Annotated in this window: 29 protein-coding genes and 1 pseudogene; 10 read left to right on the plus strand and 20 right to left on the minus strand. The window is 70.3% G+C overall.

Translation table 11 applies throughout. The features are described from left to right. Positions 1-62: 62 nt before the first annotated feature. The 3 genes from H288_RS0123260 to H288_RS0123275 all read right to left on the minus strand — a co-directional run bounded on the left by H288_RS0123260 (position 63) and on the right by H288_RS0123275 (position 1,592). Positions 63-242, minus strand: coding sequence for a hypothetical protein (locus tag H288_RS0123260; protein WP_020094983.1), 180 nt, complete (start codon positions 240-242; stop codon positions 63-65). Beyond that, a complete protein-coding gene (locus H288_RS0123265; protein ID WP_020094984.1) occupies positions 239-421 on the minus strand; it encodes a hypothetical protein in 183 nt (60 codons plus the stop codon). Before H288_RS0123265 ends, H288_RS0123260 begins: the two co-directional genes overlap by 4 nt. 217 nt (positions 422-638) lie before the next feature. Beyond that, positions 639-1,592, minus strand: a complete 954-nt coding sequence (locus H288_RS0123275; protein WP_026605223.1) for a site-specific integrase — start codon at positions 1,590-1,592, stop codon at positions 639-641. Between H288_RS0123275 and H288_RS0123280 the strand changes: the two genes are divergently transcribed. After that, complete coding sequence (locus tag H288_RS0123280) at positions 1,591-1,884, plus strand: hypothetical protein (protein ID WP_020094987.1); 294 nt, start codon at positions 1,591-1,593, stop codon at positions 1,882-1,884. The genes H288_RS0123275 and H288_RS0123280 overlap by 2 nt on opposite strands. 134 nt (positions 1,885-2,018) lie before the next feature. On the opposite strand, the gene H288_RS0123285 is transcribed toward H288_RS0123280, so the two are convergent. The 17 genes and pseudogenes from H288_RS0123285 to H288_RS0123360 all read right to left on the minus strand — a co-directional run bounded on the left by H288_RS0123285 (position 2,019) and on the right by H288_RS0123360 (position 10,524). Beyond that, complete coding sequence (locus H288_RS0123285; RefSeq protein WP_020094988.1) at positions 2,019-2,273, minus strand: hypothetical protein; 255 nt, start codon at positions 2,271-2,273, stop codon at positions 2,019-2,021. 167 nt (positions 2,274-2,440) lie between these two features. Continuing rightward, positions 2,441-2,686 carry a hypothetical protein gene (locus H288_RS35205; RefSeq protein ID WP_158684227.1) on the minus strand — a complete coding sequence of 82 codons (246 nt, stop codon included), beginning with the start codon at positions 2,684-2,686 and terminating at the stop codon, positions 2,441-2,443. A gap of 51 nt (positions 2,687-2,737) precedes the next feature. Continuing rightward, positions 2,738-2,977, minus strand: coding sequence for a hypothetical protein (locus tag H288_RS0123290; protein ID WP_020094989.1), 240 nt, complete (start codon positions 2,975-2,977; stop codon positions 2,738-2,740). 4 nt (positions 2,978-2,981) lie between these two features. After that, positions 2,982-3,851, minus strand: coding sequence for a hypothetical protein (locus tag H288_RS0123295; RefSeq protein ID WP_020094990.1), 870 nt, complete (start codon positions 3,849-3,851; stop codon positions 2,982-2,984). 95 nt (positions 3,852-3,946) lie between these two features. Further along, positions 3,947-4,378, minus strand: a complete 432-nt coding sequence (locus H288_RS0123300) for a hypothetical protein (protein WP_043713052.1) — start codon at positions 4,376-4,378, stop codon at positions 3,947-3,949. Positions 4,379-4,400: 22 nt separating this feature from the next. Then, positions 4,401-4,700, minus strand: coding sequence for a hypothetical protein (locus H288_RS0123305; RefSeq protein WP_020094992.1), 300 nt, complete (start codon positions 4,698-4,700; stop codon positions 4,401-4,403). Then, entirely contained in the window at positions 4,697-5,290 is a 594-nt protein-coding gene (locus H288_RS32730; protein ID WP_020094993.1) for a hypothetical protein, read from the minus strand. Before H288_RS32730 ends, H288_RS0123305 begins: the two co-directional genes overlap by 4 nt. Continuing rightward, positions 5,262-6,113: a hypothetical protein gene (locus H288_RS36020; RefSeq protein WP_245274564.1), complete on the minus strand. Its 852-nt coding sequence runs from the start codon at positions 6,111-6,113 to the stop codon at positions 5,262-5,264. The genes H288_RS32730 and H288_RS36020 overlap by 29 nt, the downstream gene beginning before the upstream one ends. A gap of 4 nt (positions 6,114-6,117) precedes the next feature. Continuing rightward, positions 6,118-6,735, minus strand: a complete 618-nt coding sequence (locus H288_RS0123320; protein ID WP_020094995.1) for a class I SAM-dependent methyltransferase — start codon at positions 6,733-6,735, stop codon at positions 6,118-6,120. 100 nt (positions 6,736-6,835) lie between these two features. Beyond that, entirely contained in the window at positions 6,836-7,294 is a 459-nt protein-coding gene (locus tag H288_RS0123330; protein WP_106735942.1) for a hypothetical protein, read from the minus strand. A 227-nt stretch (positions 7,295-7,521) separates the two neighbouring features. Beyond that, a pseudogene (locus tag H288_RS32740) lies at positions 7,522-7,791 on the minus strand (DUF2312 domain-containing protein); the annotation flags it as partial. 68 nt (positions 7,792-7,859) lie between these two features. Beyond that, a complete protein-coding gene (locus tag H288_RS0123340) occupies positions 7,860-8,153 on the minus strand; it encodes a hypothetical protein (protein ID WP_020094999.1) in 294 nt (97 codons plus the stop codon). Between the two features lie 2 nt (positions 8,154-8,155). Further along, positions 8,156-8,644 carry a hypothetical protein gene (locus tag H288_RS0123345; protein WP_043713027.1) on the minus strand — a complete coding sequence of 163 codons (489 nt, stop codon included), beginning with the start codon at positions 8,642-8,644 and terminating at the stop codon, positions 8,156-8,158. Between the two features lie 360 nt (positions 8,645-9,004). Further along, on the minus strand, positions 9,005-9,421 hold the full coding sequence (locus H288_RS35210; RefSeq protein ID WP_158684228.1) for a hypothetical protein: 417 nt from the start codon (positions 9,419-9,421) through the stop codon (positions 9,005-9,007). Positions 9,422-9,510: 89 nt separating this feature from the next. After that, positions 9,511-9,675, minus strand: a complete 165-nt coding sequence (locus tag H288_RS35215; RefSeq protein ID WP_158684229.1) for a hypothetical protein — start codon at positions 9,673-9,675, stop codon at positions 9,511-9,513. Positions 9,676-9,889: 214 nt separating this feature from the next. Then, positions 9,890-10,282, minus strand: coding sequence for a hypothetical protein (locus H288_RS35220; protein ID WP_158684230.1), 393 nt, complete (start codon positions 10,280-10,282; stop codon positions 9,890-9,892). Continuing rightward, a complete protein-coding gene (locus H288_RS0123360; protein ID WP_245274565.1) occupies positions 10,282-10,524 on the minus strand; it encodes a helix-turn-helix transcriptional regulator in 243 nt (80 codons plus the stop codon). Before H288_RS0123360 ends, H288_RS35220 begins: the two co-directional genes overlap by 1 nt. A 94-nt stretch (positions 10,525-10,618) precedes the next feature. Here H288_RS0123360 and H288_RS34155 point away from each other — a divergent pair, with 94 nt between their 5' ends. The 9 genes from H288_RS34155 (at position 10,619) to H288_RS0123405 (ending at position 14,724) form a co-directional block, all read left to right on the plus strand. Further along, a complete protein-coding gene (locus H288_RS34155) occupies positions 10,619-11,008 on the plus strand; it encodes a helix-turn-helix transcriptional regulator (protein WP_158684232.1) in 390 nt (129 codons plus the stop codon). A gap of 438 nt (positions 11,009-11,446) precedes the next feature. Continuing rightward, positions 11,447-11,596, plus strand: coding sequence for a hypothetical protein (locus tag H288_RS35225; RefSeq protein ID WP_158684233.1), 150 nt, complete (start codon positions 11,447-11,449; stop codon positions 11,594-11,596). A gap of 2 nt (positions 11,597-11,598) precedes the next feature. Continuing rightward, positions 11,599-11,883, plus strand: a complete 285-nt coding sequence (locus H288_RS0123375) for a hypothetical protein (protein ID WP_020095006.1) — start codon at positions 11,599-11,601, stop codon at positions 11,881-11,883. After that, on the plus strand, positions 11,880-12,143 hold the full coding sequence (locus H288_RS0123380) for a hypothetical protein (protein ID WP_020095007.1): 264 nt from the start codon (positions 11,880-11,882) through the stop codon (positions 12,141-12,143). The genes H288_RS0123375 and H288_RS0123380 overlap by 4 nt, the downstream gene beginning before the upstream one ends. Then, complete coding sequence (locus tag H288_RS0123385; RefSeq protein WP_020095008.1) at positions 12,140-12,556, plus strand: hypothetical protein; 417 nt, start codon at positions 12,140-12,142, stop codon at positions 12,554-12,556. The genes H288_RS0123380 and H288_RS0123385 overlap by 4 nt, the downstream gene beginning before the upstream one ends. Continuing rightward, positions 12,553-12,852 (plus strand): hypothetical protein, encoded by a 300-nt coding sequence (locus tag H288_RS0123390; RefSeq protein WP_020095009.1) that lies wholly within the window; start codon positions 12,553-12,555, stop codon positions 12,850-12,852. The genes H288_RS0123385 and H288_RS0123390 overlap by 4 nt, the downstream gene beginning before the upstream one ends. A 5-nt stretch (positions 12,853-12,857) precedes the next feature. After that, on the plus strand, positions 12,858-13,580 hold the full coding sequence (locus H288_RS0123395; RefSeq protein WP_020095010.1) for a YqaJ viral recombinase family protein: 723 nt from the start codon (positions 12,858-12,860) through the stop codon (positions 13,578-13,580). Then, positions 13,577-14,254, plus strand: coding sequence for a hypothetical protein (locus H288_RS0123400; protein ID WP_020095011.1), 678 nt, complete (start codon positions 13,577-13,579; stop codon positions 14,252-14,254). Before H288_RS0123395 ends, H288_RS0123400 begins: the two co-directional genes overlap by 4 nt. A gap of 2 nt (positions 14,255-14,256) precedes the next feature. Further along, on the plus strand, positions 14,257-14,724 hold the full coding sequence (locus H288_RS0123405) for a hypothetical protein (RefSeq protein ID WP_020095012.1): 468 nt from the start codon (positions 14,257-14,259) through the stop codon (positions 14,722-14,724). Positions 14,725-14,749 lie beyond the last annotated feature (25 nt).

The following is a 14,749-nucleotide window of genomic DNA, read 5'->3' on the forward strand; positions in this document are numbered from 1 at the left end:
CCAGCCGGCGACGAGCACCAGGAGGATGCCGGCGAGGTGCCGGAAGCTGACGATTCCGCGCATCAGTGCACCGCCCGGGACGGCATGTCGCCGAACAGAAGCGTCAGGCGCTCGGCCGCGACGCGGATGTCGTTGTGGAGCGCGGGCCGGACCGTCACGACGGCGGCCGGGCGACGCCAGCGCATGGCAGCTGCGGCGATGCCGGCGAGCAGGATGGCGGCGCAGAGGCAAGGCATCATCATCGGCCCTGGTGGACGCCGAAGCACCGGAGCGCCTCGTCGTAGGACAGCTTCGAGACCGGGCCGGCCGGCACGCCGAGGTCGGGGCCGGCGGACAGCTCGCGCTCGCCGCGGTGGACGATCGGCGCGGGCGCGGCGGGCCGGCCGCGGAGCAGCCAGCGAAGGACGAGGCGCTTCAGCATGGCCGGGCGCTCCTCATCGCCATGGAGCGGCGGACATCGAACTCGCCGGCGCGGGCCTCGTCAAACGGTGTCTCAGCTGGGAGATGGACCAGCGCGGGGATCAGCCCCTTGCGGCGGAGGTGATCGCCGTAGGCCTGGGCCGCCGGGTCTCGCAGGAGGCGCTGCGCATGGCGAAGCGCCCGGTCCGCGTCGGCCGAGGTGAAGTCGAGGCGAGCTGTCAAAGGAACCGCTTTCCGGCGTGATCGTCGAAGGCGCGGGCGCGCCGGTCGTACTTCTGGAGCGTCGTCACCGCAGTGTGCCGGGTGACGTGCATGACCTTCAGGACGTCGGCCCCGGCGGCGAGCGCTGAGGTGACGAAGCCGGCCCGTAGCGAGTGGCCGGAGAAGAGAGAGGCATCGAGCCCAGCCGCCGCAGCGTGCCGCTTCACGATGTCGGCCACGGATCGATCGGTGAGGCGCTCGGCCGAGACCGCGCCGCCCTTTCCGACGGACCGGAATACCGGGCCCGCCGTGATGCCGGCGACCTTCAGCCAGGCGTCGAGCGCCTCGCAGGGCTTGAGCTTCGCGCCGCGCGGGACGGCAATCTCCTGGCCTGCACCCTCCTGGTCCGTCTTCGAGCGGTGGACGTGGACGATGATCCCGTCCGGCACGCGCTCCAGATCGGCGACGTCGAGCGCGACGAGCTCCGACCGGCGGAGCGCGGCGGCGAAGCCCAGCAGGATCAGCGCGCGGTCTCGTAGGCCTGCCGGGCTGTCCGGGATCTTGCGCAGCATCTTCCGAAGCGCCTCGGCCGTCGCCGGCGCCTTCCGGGTCTGGCGGGTGCCGAGCGCCCGGCGGGCACCGCGGATCGTGGCCTTCACCGCCTCCGCAGCAACCGGGTTGTCGAACCCGGCTGCGCGGTGCGCCGCGGCGATGGCCGCCACGTGCAGGTCGATGGTAGCCGGCTTCCGTCCAGTGTCCGCGAGATGGGCGACGTAGGCAGCCACCGCGAGTGGATCCGCCGGCATCGAGTTGACGCCGGCACCGCGGCACCAAGTGACGAACACGGTGAAGGCCGAGGCATAGGCCTTCAGTGTCCGCTCCGACCGGGACGCACCAGCGTAGGCCTTCGCGCGCTCCAGTGATGCAGGTAGCGTAGCTGCCGGCGCGACCGGCACCGGCAGGATTTCCATGAGTTTCCAGGAGCACCGCAGGTGGGTGAACAGCGGCGAGTTGATTGGGGTCCGGATCGCCTCGGGCCTACGGAAGGGCCAAGATCAGTTCGCGCTTCGAGCAAGCGACCTGATCAGTTCGGGCCTCGACGTCGCCTATCTTCTAGTTCGCCTCGGTCCCGGCTGGACAGAACGCGACGGCACCGAGGATGGCGTTACCATCCTCGTCTGCGGCATCCCACTCGAACAGGCGATTACCCAGATACATCAGCGGGTTGGGCTGAAAACCCCGCTGTCCGGCCAAGCCATCTGATTGCTTCCGACAAGGAAAGTTAGCGGAAGCGTAATAGGTGGCCGATAGCCGGATCCCGTCGGCTCAAATGCCCCTCAAGCAGGCCGGCCGGCGGGTCGAGCGCGTGCGATTTAGCGTAGCTCGGCCCGCTAAAATCAGGCCGCCGGCCGAACCGACCGGCGCCGCCGAGCAACCGTGAAAGGTACGCCCTTCGTGCTCGTGCCGTTATGCCCGAAAGTGCGCTTCTCGATGGTCCCGATGAGGGGCCTGAGCTGGCGGATCAGCGACCGGATGCGCCGGCAGTGATGGTCGCGCGCGGCGAGGTCGACGTCCTGGCGCCCAGTCGCGCGCAGGCGGCAGAGCGCGAGGCTCTCCTCCTCGATCGCGGTGACGATAGCGTGGGCGCTCATCGGGGACCGATCATGACATGGAACACCGCCCGCGTCTCACGGGGCAACGCCTAAGCTGTTGAGCGGGTTCGGTGAAGCTGGGTCCGGACATGCAAACGCCCGGCGGCTTCTCAGCCCCGGGCGTGCGTCTCGCGACGGTCGGTTTTTGCCGGGTTTCGCCCGTCGGGTCAAGGAGTCGGGCGACGAACAGCCGTACCACTCAGGACCAGAAGCTCCTCAATGACATGCGGCGGTTCAACGAAGTTGCGATAGTAGGAAGAGCCGCCGGTCAACCCCTGTTTCGCAACAGTGAATTGCACGTTCGAGCTGTCTGCCGCGTCCCTCATCTTGAACACGTTGTAGGAAACGATGTGGTCCGTGTTGACGACCACCTTTGTGTTCGACCCGTGTTCTGTCAGCTCAATCCAAGCCACGTGATTACCTCCGTTCCGACGCGCCCATGCTGGCGCATGAGCCGGCCGCTGTCACGGGTCCATCCCGTTCGCCCGACGCCACGAGGCATAGAACGCCTCGTCGCGAACCCAGGTCGCCTCAACGGTCACCGTGGAATCGGAGACGCGCTTCCAGAAGCGGTGAGCCGCCCGTGACCGCGCGGCCAGCATCCGGTCGGCCGCAAAGCGGTTGAGGCGCTCGTATCGGACGCGCGGCCGCCCCACCCGCCGCATGCCGAGCGGCGGATAGACCGCGAGGTGGCCGCTGCACACGCCCTCAGGCCTCCCCGCCGACCCGGCAGCGCGCCGCCACGATGTCCCGCACCCGCCCCCGCCCGGCGACGGCCCGCTGGACCTCCGACTTGGCCTGCGGGGCGTAGCGCGCTTCCTCGGCACCCCAGTACTGACCTTGGCCGGCCGGGACGGCGCGGCCCTGCGCGTCGGTCTCCTCGCCGGTCTTCTGGCCCTGGAAAAACCGCTCCTGCACGTTCGCCACGCCCTCGGCCGCGAAGTCCTCGTCGAGGTTCTCCATCAGGATGCGGAAGTGCGCCGCGATCTGGCTGGTGCCGCGGTCGCCGCCCTTGCCGCGGGACTCGGCGAACTGCGCGAAGGTCTGCCGGCCGGTGAGGACCTCGTGGAGGAACCGGGCGCCGGGCACGCCGACGGCGCGGACGACCTTGTCCTTCAGCTTCGCCACCAGCCGGGCGTCGTCGATCGCGTAGATGACCGACAGCTCGTGCGCGATGGTCATGTCCTTCGATCCGCGGACGCCGAAGTCCATGGAGCCGAGCCGGGCACCGGAGGCGCGCTCGAAGATCGCCTGGACCTGGCGCCCGACCTCGTACTGGGAGACCGTGAGGCGCCCGTGCGAGCGCTCCATCTCCAGCACGTCGACGCGGCGGTTGACCGAGGCGAGCGTGCGGCCGCCGGGCGTCCACGGATCGTCGACCGCGACGGCCGCCGTCTGGATCGGGCCGCGCTTGCAGCGGACCGGCTTCGACAGGTCGGTGCGCGGGTCGAAGGCGCCGGTGTGGTCGTACCGGTCGCCACGCGGATCCCGGCGCCGCTCCGGCCGAGCGAACCGCTCGTGCGTGTGGGTGGCCGGCGAGCCGGCGAGGGTGATGGCCTTGGTCCTGGACGCTGCCACGGTGGTGCCCCTTGAGGCGGTCGACCTTCCGTCGATCCGTGACACCTGATCTGCGTCCCGTTTTTGGACACACGCAAGCGTGATCTATGCCTGCGTCACTCCGGCAGGCCGGCTTCACGTGCGTTCCAAGCATCGGCGAGCCGCTCGCAGGCCCGCTTCCAGCGCCGGTCGAAGGTTCGCCGCCAGATGCCGAACTCGCGGCAGTGATCCGAGATCGTGCCGCCGGGCACCTCCTTCAGCAGACGAAGCCGGCGGTCGCGCTTGATCCGCCGCCGCGCCTTCGCCCGGGCCCAGGTCAGGAGCGCGATGCGCTCGTCGCTGTCGCGCCCCAGGACCTCCGACGAGAAGTTGACCCAGTCGAAGGTACCCGGCGCCGCGTCCGGATTGAGCAGCGTGCCGATGCCAGCCCGGGCCGAGAAGATGGGGGTGTCGGGCAGGGCCTGGAATGCCGCGACGAGCCAGCGCGACACGTCCTTGCAGTCGACGGCCGGCGGGTCCGGGCCTTCGATCCTCAGCGGGTTCGCCATCAGCACCGGGTACGCGCTCTCCTCACGCGGCCGAGCGGCCGAACAGGTCAGCCGCTGGCGGGTCGGCGCGGGCGGGTGCGGCCGGCATCGGGGGCAGCGCCACGCGCGCCTCGACGATCGCGCGACAGTCTGGATCGGCGCACGACCACATGCCGTCGGAGCGATTCCGGAAGACGCCGAAGCCGAACGAGGCGCCGAACACGCCGCAGGACGCGCAGGAGCGCTCGACCGGGCGCTTGGCCGCCTGCTCCGCGGCTTCCTCGGCAGCCTTCCGCGCTGCCTCGCGCTGACGGAGTTCGATCTCCCAGAGGTTCGGCCTCACGACGCACCTCCCGTGTGGCCATGACGCTGGTCGAGGCGGGCCATCAGCCGGCCGATGTCCGGACCGTGGCCGGTCGCGCGGAGCCGGGCGAGGTCCTCGTCCAGCTTCGCCCGCTGCGCCTGGGCGATCTCGGCCGGCGTTTCGGCACGACGGCGCGCGGGTTCGGCCTGCCGCATCCGCTGGAGATGCGCCTCGGCCGCCTTCGCAACCTCCGCGCGCTGCTCGGCCGTGGGCACGTCGTAGATCTCCGCCTCGAGCACGCGGCGGATGCGCAGGAGCTGCGTCCGGAGCGGGATCAGGCCCTCGCGCGCCTCGTCGGCGAACTCGGCTGGGGAGGGCCGCCAGCGCTTCACCCAGGGCCGCAGCGTCTCGCCCGACCGGAAGCGCTCTGCCGCCGCGTGAATTGCGGCCAGCGGAAGGGCCTTCAGCGCCGCCACGTACTCCGCGATCAGCACCTCGTTCTCGTCATCGCCGCGCCCGCGCCCCTGCTCGAATCCGAGGAGCACCCGGGTCACGACCGTGTCGACGTGCCGGGGATCCGAGGGCGCCGTCAGCTCGGCGTTAAGCCGCGCGGCGACGTCGGAGAGCACTCGACGCTCGGCTGTCGTGGCCGCCCTGTCCCGCCGCACGCAGCAGCGGGTCGGAAGGACGGGATGCGCCTCCAGCCTGCCATGGAGTGCCGAGATCCTCTCCTCGACCTGGGCCGGCGTCGGGGTCGTTCGCGTCGATGGCGGGCGGTTCGACATCGTAGGCTCCCATCTGGGATGCGGCGTGCTGACGGATGAGGCGGGCGGCGAGGCCCGTAGGCGCTGGCTGGGCGGGGCGGCCGCGCTCTGGGCGCCGGCCGGTGGCTTCGCGCCGGGCCTGGAGGCGCCGCTCGACCCAGGTCGAGAAATCGGCCAGCTCGCGGCCGTCGGCCTCCTCGATCAGGCCGAGCACGACCACGGCCTCGTCGTGGGCGATGCCGAGCCAGTGGCCGATCAGGCCGCGGGCCGAGTGCTCGGACCGGCCGGTGTTGGCGCAGATCAGCCCGATGCCCCGGGTCATCAGCTCCCGGCGGTAGCTCCGCGGCTGGTCGCCATCAGCCTCGCCAGCGCCACCGGCCTGCCCGACGACGTCGGCCGACCCGTCAGGGTCGGAACCGGGGGTTGGGGAGGGGTTAAGGGGTGGGGGTGGAGGTGCAGGAGGAGGGGGCGGACCATCCGGGGAGGGGCCGGGGGGTAACGTGCCATCTGCGGTGTCACGTGACTTCACGTGACGCGTGCGCCCTTGGCGGACCCGGTCGGAGGTCCGGCGCTTCTCGATCGCCTCGACGGCGACCTGCGCGCGGGCGAGTTCCATCGCGACGCGCTGGAGCAGCTCGGGCTCGAGGCCGGCACGGGCCAGATCGGCGATGAGGGTGGGATCGCTCATCGGCCTACTCCACCGCCATCGGCATGGGGCCGGGCTCGTGGTTGGCCTCGGTGTAGTCCTCCCAGGACATGCGGCTTAGCTGCGTCGGACCGCGGTGGGAGACGTCCCAGACGAACCACGCGTGGGCCATGTTCGAGGAGGCCTTTGGGCCCACCCAGCCGTCGCGGTGCATCATCGGCAGGCGCTTGCGGAAGCAATACACCCGGGCGAGCGTGCCGGTGTCGAGGATGGAGCCGCGCGAGATGCTCTCGTAGAACGAGAACCGCAGCAGCATCATCACGCGCGGGCAGAGCCGCACCGCCTTCTCCACGAAGGCTCGGGCGTCCTTGTAGGGCGGATTCGTGATGATGCAGTCGATGCCCTCGGGCGCCTCCTCGATCGTCAAGAAGTCGAGGCCTGAGACCTGCCCCTTCCAGCCATAGTCGACGAGGTCGGTGGCGAGCACGTCGTGACCGCCAGCGTACAGCTCGCGCACGATGGCGCCGGGCCCACAGGCCGGCTCCCAGATCCGCTGCGGCATCCACTCGATCGCCATCAGCGCGCGCACGGCCACGGCCGGCGTCTCGTAGAGGTCGTTCCCACGCTCCGAGAGCGCGTGCGCCTTGTTCTCGCGATGGCTCACGGGGCGGACCTCCGGAGGCGCGAGGAATCGGCGCTGGCGCGCGCGACGACGGAGATGCTGCCGTAGAGCGCGCGGACCGCGAGGATGGGGAGGTGCCATGTCATACCACCGCCTCCAGCGGAGGGCGCACGGGGGCGATCGGCTCCAGGGCCGCTCCGTCGGACAGGCCGCGCACCGTGGCGGCGACCTCGTCGTGCTCGGCGTGCCACTCCAGCAGGGCCCGCACCGCGTTCCGGTCGTTGTCGACGACGCCGTGCCGCTGGAGCAGGTCGGAGACCGCCTTTACCGAGTTGTCGAGATCCATGCGGGACGAGCGCGGCACGGCCAGGAGCAGGACGTACGCGCCCGGCACCCGGCCCGGCCGCTGGGCCTGGAGACGCCAACCGGCGCCATCAATCCACAATTTGTAGGCGTCCGACTTCACCGGACCGCGCTCCTTCGTGTGCCGGTAGATCCGGTTCACCGAAGGCGGGACCGGCAGGAGCACGGTCACGGAATCGACCACGCGGCGCGCAGGCGGCGCGAACACGGGACCATGGGAAGAGGGCAGGCGGCGCATGGCGATCACCGGCTCGACGCGATGGCGTCTTCGAGGTCGATTTGGCGCGCGGCCGAGCCGCCGCGGCGGTTGCGCTGCGCGTGCGCCTCGACGCCGAGCGAGGCCGATGCGCGGGCGAGGCCGGCGCCGGTGGTCTCGACCGGCTCGATGCCGGGCCCGGAGATCGTGATGCGGGCCTCGGCGAACTCGCGGCTCACCGCGGCGCGGCCGAGCGGCGTGTCCGCCAGCATGCCGAGGGCCTGCATGTAGAGCTCAAGGATTGCCTCCTGCTCCTGGCGCTCGGAGTGATCCTGCTTGCGAATGCGGAGGATGGTCCGCATCGCCTTCGTGTCGAAGCCGCGGCCCTTGGCTTCGGCGAACACCTCTTTGATGTCGCCAGCAACCCCGGCCTTCTCCTCTTCCAACCGTTCGAGCCGCTCAATGAACTGTCGAAGTTCATCCGCGGCGACGCCATCAGCGGCCGAGACTTGATCGGGGGAAGATCTTGTGGCCTTCATAGCTCAACCCGTCGCAGGGGATTTCATCGTCCGCCCGGTCTGTTCGCGCAGGCCGGGCGGTTCTCGTTTCAGGGGTGCGAGCGGTTGCCCGGCAGGCGCGGGTCGTGGCCGCTGTGACGGGGCACACGCGGCTCCTCGACGACGGGCGAGCGGTCGCCGAGCGGCGCGTAGAACTGCTGCTGCGCGGGCGCCGGCGTGATCGACACCAGCGCGTGCGCCATCGCCTCGGCCCAGCCGAGCAGAGCAATCAGGCCCGTGCGGAGGATCGCGTTCACGGCCGTCTCAGGCACGTGCGTCTCGACGCTCTCGCGCAGGGTCGCGAAGTGCGCCGGCAGGGTGGCGACGAAGACGCCGTCGGCCATGCTCACTCCTCCTCGTTCGCGGCCCGCCACAGCGGCAGGTCCGTCAGATCACCCGCACCCGGCAGGCCCGGCAGACGCGGGCCAGCATCCGGAACGACCAGTGCCGGTGCGGTCGGCCGTCCTGGACGGCGCGGAGCTGCGCCCGCAGCCGGCGCGCCTCCCGGCGTTCTCGCAGCAGCCGGCCGATCTCCCTGAAGAGCCGCATGAAGATCCTCCCGGAGCAGGGCGTTGCTGGCTTCGGCCGCGTCTGCGGCGGCCTCGATGCTGGTGCAGAGCCGCTCGTAGGCGGTCCGGATGTTGTGCAGGACGTGCCCGTCGAGGCCGGTGTCCTGGCGGCCGATGAATTTCCGGACCCAGGATCCCGAGGCGCCGATCCGGCGTCCGACCGCATCGTAGGCGGCCATCTTCGAGCCCATGCTCGTCTGGGCGAGGCGGACGAGCGCCGACAGCTTCGGCAAGGTCTCGTCCCGAGCTTGAGATGCGGTCAGCATTGCTCGGTTCCGGTCAGTCTTTGTCCCCACTGGCCCACTCCTTCGCGACATCTTGCGGATGTCGACGAGGAGCGCAGTGAATGCGGGAGGTTGACGAGGTACGCAGACACACGAGCGCGACCGCTGGCTTGGCGGCATGGACGGACGCGCAGGAGAAGGGACGACCCGGCCGAGGGTCCGAGATTGCGATGGTCTCGGCCGGGTCGCTCGCTGGCGGGAGGCGTGAGCCTGCGACCGCTGCGATAGGGGGAAGCTGTGCACAGCCGCGCGACAGCCAGTAAAGACGTCGGCACGGCCGAGGAGTTACAGTTCTCGCGGACGAGAACGGCAGACCCGGCGATGTGCTTGAGCACCGACATTTCAGGCGCGCCTCCGAAGACGCGCCAGGCCACGGCGCATGCGATCGCGAAGCGAGGCGGCGTTGTCCTGGCCGACAACGACAACATCCACCGGACGCTCAGACCGATCGACGGCGACGGGCTCGACCGGCACGAACACCACGCCGCGGCCCATGGCATCGGCGACGCGCAGAAGGTCAGCGAAGCGATCGCGGTGCCGCAGAAGCGCGAGCAGCTCGGTGTCCTGGGCCTCGGCCTGGAGATGCTGCGCGGCGCGCTCCAGCTCGAACGCCTGCTGCGCCGTCTCGGCAGCCGCGCCGGTATCGGGATGCTCGCCACGCTCGACCTCGATGGCGAGACGCGACGCCAGGATCGCGAACGCGCCCGAAGCGCGGCGGCAGGCGCAGCCAAGGGCCAGTAGGTTCTTCGCGTCGGTCACGGTGGGCTCCAGGCAGAAGACCGCCACCGAGGCAGAGGCCTCGACGCTGCCGACGGCAGGGGCACGCGGCGAAAGGCGAGGGGCGGCGCTCACAAGAGCGCTCCGCCGCAGACGATCAGCCCGGCGCCGACGACGAGGCCGACGTGGCTCGCGCGGCGGACCAGCGCGTCAGACGGACCACCCGAGACCAGGGCGCGCCCAGCGGTGCAGCTCAGGACGGACCACGCACCGAGGAAGAGGCATGCCGTACCCATCAGCGGCCACCGAGTTGCGGGGCCACCAGCGCGGGCCGGAGCATCCGGTGGACACCCGACCCGCGCGGCCTACCATCGTGAGTGCGACGCACGATGGAGCTGAAATTGACGCAAGACGAATTGGACGATCTGAACGCTCGCCTCGACACGCTCACGCTCGCCGTGAAGCTCGTCGCAGCGAAGGTCCCGGGAGGGCAGAAGGGCTTGGAGAGGCTCATCGAGACCCTCCAGGAGCATCTCCCCGATGACTCGGAAGGGCATCTCGTTCGCCAGCGGGCTCTTCGTGAGATTGATCGCTGGAAGAAGCCCGCTCCGTAAGATCGGCTGCTCGGACCAGCGCGGCCGCGAACGCGCGGATCACGCTGGCCCGAGCCCGGCCACCACCCTCACGAAGCACGTGATTGTCGACCAGGCGGGCGCCCAGCGCGAACATCACGTCGCCATCGGGAAGGGCGGTCACCTCGACGAACGGGACACCGATCGGCGGCAGGTCGCTGAAGGCATCACCGGAGGCATGGCCGGTGTGAAGCGGCACACGTTCCAGGGACAGGCCATGCGCGCGCGGATCCCAACCGTGGGCGATGCGGAGCGTGCGATCGGCGCCCATCACGCGGCCGCTCCCTCGACGGGAGCAGGGCCGCGCTCAGCGGCGCGAGCCTGTCCGGTGACGACGTGATCGATCGCCGTGACCTCACCGCCGGTAATGCGCTGGATCTCGGCAGCCACTTCGATGGAGGGCATGGCGTCGCCGTTCTTCACTCGCGTGATGAACGACGGATCGCGGCCCAGCTCTTTCGCCAGGGCGACCACCGTCTTGCCTTCGCGTTTGAGCCAGTCTGCGAGCGTCATGTCGCAAAACATGCATCTCATACACAATGCATGTCAAGCACGTTTGTGCATGGGCGAGCGTGGCGCTCTCAGCCCCTATGGCGACACTAGGCGCATGCCACCGATCGCAAAGCCGAAGCGCGAGCGCCGCCCGAACTTCCTCCGCCAGTGGCGCAAGCACCGCGGCTTCACGCTGGAGACCGTCGGCGCGGAAGTTGGCATGACCGGGCCCAATCTAGGCCGAGTGGAGAAGGGCGAGGTTCCCTATTCGCAGGACCTGCTCGAATTGCTCGCTGACATGTACGGCTGCGAGATTGCCGATCTTCTCGTCCGTGATCCTTCGGACCCGGAAGGAATGTGGTCGATATGGGAGCGAGCACAGCCGGCCCAGAGGAACCAGATCGCCGCCGTGGCCAAGGCGCTGATCGGGGAGGAAGCTAATAAGGCGTCGCAGCAGAGTACATCTGCTCCAAAACGGGTAAAGGCAGCACGCCGAAGCGCTTGAGAATGACCAAGCGGCCCTGCTCGCCCGTCCGCATGTCTCCCCTCCACTTGTAGGCTAGAACGCCGGCCACTCGCTTTTCTAATCCTTCCGCCTTCGATACTGCCGCCTCGGGTGAAGCCTCTTGGATCGGGTCATCTCCGATCAGGTCTCCCTCGGCATCCCGCCTGAACACTTGAACCATAAATCGCTCAACGACCGGCACCCACTCCTCCCAGGGTTGTGGTGACGCCTGCCTGAGATAGAACATATCGGGAACATGTCGCGCGTATTTCGCGGGTTCCGAATTACAGCCGACTCTTCAGGTGCTTGGCCTGTGGATGGCTGTGGAGGGCAGCGCTCGCGACAAAGTATGCATCGGATGCATTTTCTGGATTGACCCCGGAATGTGTATGTGATGCACTATCTCCATCGCCGCTCACCGAGCCGATGGAGCCCCAGATGCTCACCGCCTACCTCGACAATCTCCAGCACGCCTCGGCCGCCGCCCAGATCGTCGGCTGCGTCCTGAGCTTCATGGCTCTCGGCCTCGGCCCGTTCGTGCCCGGCTTCGTCGTCGATCACGTCCGCGCCTACCGGGCGGCCCGCTGACCATGGCGACCCACTCCGCCAAGGCGCGCGCTGCCAGCCTCGCCCGCTTCGCCGCCCGCTGCGATGCCGGCCGGGCGAGCCTGCCCGACCCCCGGTTCCGCCCGAGCCAGAGCCCGGCCCTCAACGCGGCGATCGCCGACGTCGAGGACCACGCCCGCCGCTGGGTCGCCGCCCGCGTCGAGACCAACCGCGAGCTGGGCCGCACCGAGCCGCCGGCCCGCGACACCCGCCTCGACCTGTCCCTCGCGCCGGCCGCTGTCCGGTCGCCGACCGGAGCCCTGCTGTGAACGCCTTCCGTGAAGCGCACCGGCACGCCCTGCCGGCCGAGAGCCTCGACGCGCTGGAGCCCGTCGCCTTCCCGAGCGGCGCGGCCCTGGCCGACGCCGTCGCCAGCTTCCTGCGCGCCTTCGACCACGGCCACCTCGGCTCGTTCGGCAGGTGCGGCGGCGAGGACAGCGCCTGGATCGCCGACATGCGTGAGCAGCTCGTCGCCTTCCGTGCGGACCGCGCCCTCGTCGGCAACCTGCAGGATGGAGGCGTCCGTTGAGCGCGACCCAGCCTCTGACCTTCAATCAGGAGGTCTTCATCGCGGCGGTCGACGAGCGAGCCGCGCTGCTCGGTCTGCCGACCTATAGCGAGATCGCCCACTCGCTGCCGCGGCACGTCGCAGCCCACGAGATGGCCGAGCGCAACAGCGCCGACCTCTACGCCGTCCTGCGCGCCCTCGAGAGCCAAGTCGGCGAGCTGCAGGTCCTCCTCGCGCGCACCGGCCTCGACCAGCCGCGCGCGGTCGTCGAGCTCATCCTGGAGGATGCGCTGGAGAAGGCCACGGCCGCCAGCATGGCCGCCGGCGTCGCGCTCTTCACCGCCGAGACCCGCGTCGACCTCGACGGGCGCGACGACGTCACCGTGCTCGCCGACGCGCGCACGCGGCTCCGGGCTGTCGGGAGGCGCCTGTGACCCTCCCGCCCTTCACCCACACCGAGGCCGTGATGACCCGCTCCGTGCTCCCCTTCGAGATGCGCGAGCCCCGCGCCGTCACGCCCGCCCAGCGCGCGATCTTCCTCGGCATCCGGGCCCCGGTCCGCGCCTGCGAGAGCACCCTGCGCGGCCTCGCCGACGCCGACGGGACGGTGTTCGCGCTGCTGCTCCCGGCCGGCTCCCCGGGCCTCGACAGCGAGCGGGCCGAGATGCTCGCCGCCGCCATCAACGCCGGGCTCGGCGTCGCCGGGCATGCCGCGGCGGCGGAGGCGTGACTGCCATGGCCCTGCTCGCCCCCGACGCCCCCTCGCGCCCGTCCACGGTTCGGATCCACGCCGACCTCTTCCAGGGCACCGACGAGTGGATCGCTGCCCGCTGCGGCATGCTCACCGCCAGCGAGATGTCGCTGATCCTCACGCCGACCCTCAAGGCGGCAAAGAACGAGAAGGAGCGGGCACACCTCTACGAGCTGCTCGCCCAGCGGATCACCGGGTTCGTCGAGCCGCGGTACGTCAGCGACGACATGCTGCGCGGCCGGGACGACGAGGTCGAGGCGCTCACCCTCTACGCGCGGCACTACGCCGAGACCGAGACCGTCGGCTTCATCACCAACGACCGCTGGGGCTTCACGCTCGGCTACTCGCCGGACGCGCTGGTCGGCACCAACGGCCTCGTGGAGTGCAAGTCGCGCCGGCAGAAGTACCAGGTCGAGACGTTCCTGGTGCACGTGCCCGAGGGCACGATCCCGGCCGATTACGCGCTCCAGATCCAGACCGGCCTCCTCGTCTCCGAGCGGCTCTGGTGTGACCTCGTCTCGTATTCCGGCGGCCTGCCGCTCGCGGTGATCCGCTCCTACCCGGACGACGCGATCCAGGCTGCGATCATCTCCGCCGCCGGCGACTTCGAGCAGCGCCTCCGCGACGCGATGAGCCGCTACCGCGAGGTGGAGAGCCTCTTCGGCCGCGTCCCGACCCAGCGCATCGAACGGGAGATCATGGCGTGATCGACATCTCGCAGACGTGTGCCCCGAAAAGTGACCAACTGAATGCCGACGACCTGATCGGAGGCCCGCGCACCATCACGGTGACCAGCGTCGTCAGAAAGGACGGCGACCAGCCGATCGCCATCCATTTCGAGGGGGACGGCGGCAAGCCGTACAAGCCCGGCAAGTCGATGCGCCGCGTGCTCCTGCGGATCTGGGGCCAGGACGGCGCCGCCTACGCCGGCCGGCGGATGACGCTCTACCGGGACGACGCCGTGCAGTTCGGCGGCGCGGCCGTCGGCGGGATCCGGATCAGCCACATGTCGGGGATCTCCTCGGCGGTGACGATGGCGCTCACGGTCACCCGGGCGAGCCGCAAGCCGTTCACGGTCAAGCCGCTGGCCGAGGAGCGCAGGCCGGCACCGGAGCAGCAGCGGCTCGCTCCGCCGTCAGACGGGGGCGGTCCGGAAGGCTGGCGCCAGCCCAGCGGACGCGATCGCCTTTACGCCGACGCCCGGGCCGAGGCCGCCAAGGGCAGCGACGCCCTGCGGGCCTTCCGTGCGGACCTCGACCCGCGCGCTGATCGCGCCCTCGACGGCATCGCTGACGAGCTGCAGCGGATCGCGGCCGGCGCAGACGTCGCTGCCGACGACGATTTTCCCGGCTTCGCGCCGGCCGCTGAGGAGGCCGCCTGATCATGGCGACCATCTTCTGCGCCGACTGCGGCACCGAGTGCGCCCTCGTCGACGGCCGCGATGTCGACGCGCACGACCCCGAGATCGCCGACGCGTGGGTCTGGGCCTGCCCGGTGTGCCCCGCATCATGGGCGCACCAGAGCAAGGACGGCGGTTGCGTCGGGCTGCCGGCCGGGCAGGCGACGGTGAACGCCCGCGCCCTGCTGCGCCTCCAGGTAGTGGTGCCGCTCGTCCGGCAGGTGCCGCCGAACGAGCAGGTCCTGGCCGCATCCCGCGTCCGCGCCTTCCTCGCCGACCATCTGGAGCTGCCCGACCAGGAGGGGCTTCTCGCCCACCTCAACCTCGACCAGCTCCGGCACGCGTGGCGCGTCCTTCACGCGGCGACCTACGACGACGTCCGGATCTGGGCCCAGCGGCACCGCGGCACGAAGCGGCGCGCCCCGGCGAGGGGCGAAGGGGTGGCGGCATGAACGCGCCACACCCTCATACCCTGTC

It is taken from the genome of Methylobacterium sp. 285MFTsu5.1, assembly GCF_000383455.1.
Taxonomy (GTDB): Bacteria; Pseudomonadota; Alphaproteobacteria; order Rhizobiales; family Beijerinckiaceae; genus Methylobacterium.

Bases quoted from the DNA above. Each gene is read 5' to 3' on its own strand.
- H288_RS34155 (WP_158684232.1), top strand. From the start codon at position 10,619: ATGCCACCGATCGCAAAGCCGAAGCGCGAGCGCCGCCCGAACTTCCTC.
- H288_RS0123375 (WP_020095006.1), top strand. From the start codon at position 11,599: ATGGCGACCCACTCCGCCAAGGCGCGCGCTGCCAGCCTCGCCCGCTTC.
- H288_RS0123345 (WP_043713027.1), bottom strand. From the start codon at position 8,644: ATGCTGACCGCATCTCAAGCTCGGGACGAGACCTTGCCGAAGCTGTCG.
- H288_RS35225 (WP_158684233.1), top strand. From the start codon at position 11,447: ATGCTCACCGCCTACCTCGACAATCTCCAGCACGCCTCGGCCGCCGCC.
- H288_RS35220 (WP_158684230.1), bottom strand. From the start codon at position 10,282: ATGGGCGCCGATCGCACGCTCCGCATCGCCCACGGTTGGGATCCGCGC.
- H288_RS0123330 (WP_106735942.1), bottom strand. From the start codon at position 7,294: ATGCGCCGCCTGCCCTCTTCCCATGGTCCCGTGTTCGCGCCGCCTGCG.
- H288_RS0123300 (WP_043713052.1), bottom strand. From the start codon at position 4,378: ATGGCGAACCCGCTGAGGATCGAAGGCCCGGACCCGCCGGCCGTCGAC.
- H288_RS0123260 (WP_020094983.1), bottom strand. From the start codon at position 242: ATGATGATGCCTTGCCTCTGCGCCGCCATCCTGCTCGCCGGCATCGCC.
- H288_RS0123340 (WP_020094999.1), bottom strand. From the start codon at position 8,153: ATGGCCGACGGCGTCTTCGTCGCCACCCTGCCGGCGCACTTCGCGACC.
- H288_RS0123405 (WP_020095012.1), top strand. From the start codon at position 14,257: ATGGCGACCATCTTCTGCGCCGACTGCGGCACCGAGTGCGCCCTCGTC.
- H288_RS35215 (WP_158684229.1), bottom strand. From the start codon at position 9,675: ATGGGTACGGCATGCCTCTTCCTCGGTGCGTGGTCCGTCCTGAGCTGC.
- H288_RS0123280 (WP_020094987.1), top strand. From the start codon at position 1,591: ATGAGTTTCCAGGAGCACCGCAGGTGGGTGAACAGCGGCGAGTTGATT.
- H288_RS0123395 (WP_020095010.1), top strand. From the start codon at position 12,858: ATGGCCCTGCTCGCCCCCGACGCCCCCTCGCGCCCGTCCACGGTTCGG.
- H288_RS0123360 (WP_245274565.1), bottom strand. From the start codon at position 10,524: ATGACGCTCGCAGACTGGCTCAAACGCGAAGGCAAGACGGTGGTCGCC.
- H288_RS0123275 (WP_026605223.1), bottom strand. From the start codon at position 1,592: ATGGAAATCCTGCCGGTGCCGGTCGCGCCGGCAGCTACGCTACCTGCA.
- H288_RS0123285 (WP_020094988.1), bottom strand. From the start codon at position 2,273: ATGAGCGCCCACGCTATCGTCACCGCGATCGAGGAGGAGAGCCTCGCG.
- H288_RS36020 (WP_245274564.1), bottom strand. From the start codon at position 6,113: ATGAGCGATCCCACCCTCATCGCCGATCTGGCCCGTGCCGGCCTCGAG.
- H288_RS0123265 (WP_020094984.1), bottom strand. From the start codon at position 421: ATGCTGAAGCGCCTCGTCCTTCGCTGGCTGCTCCGCGGCCGGCCCGCC.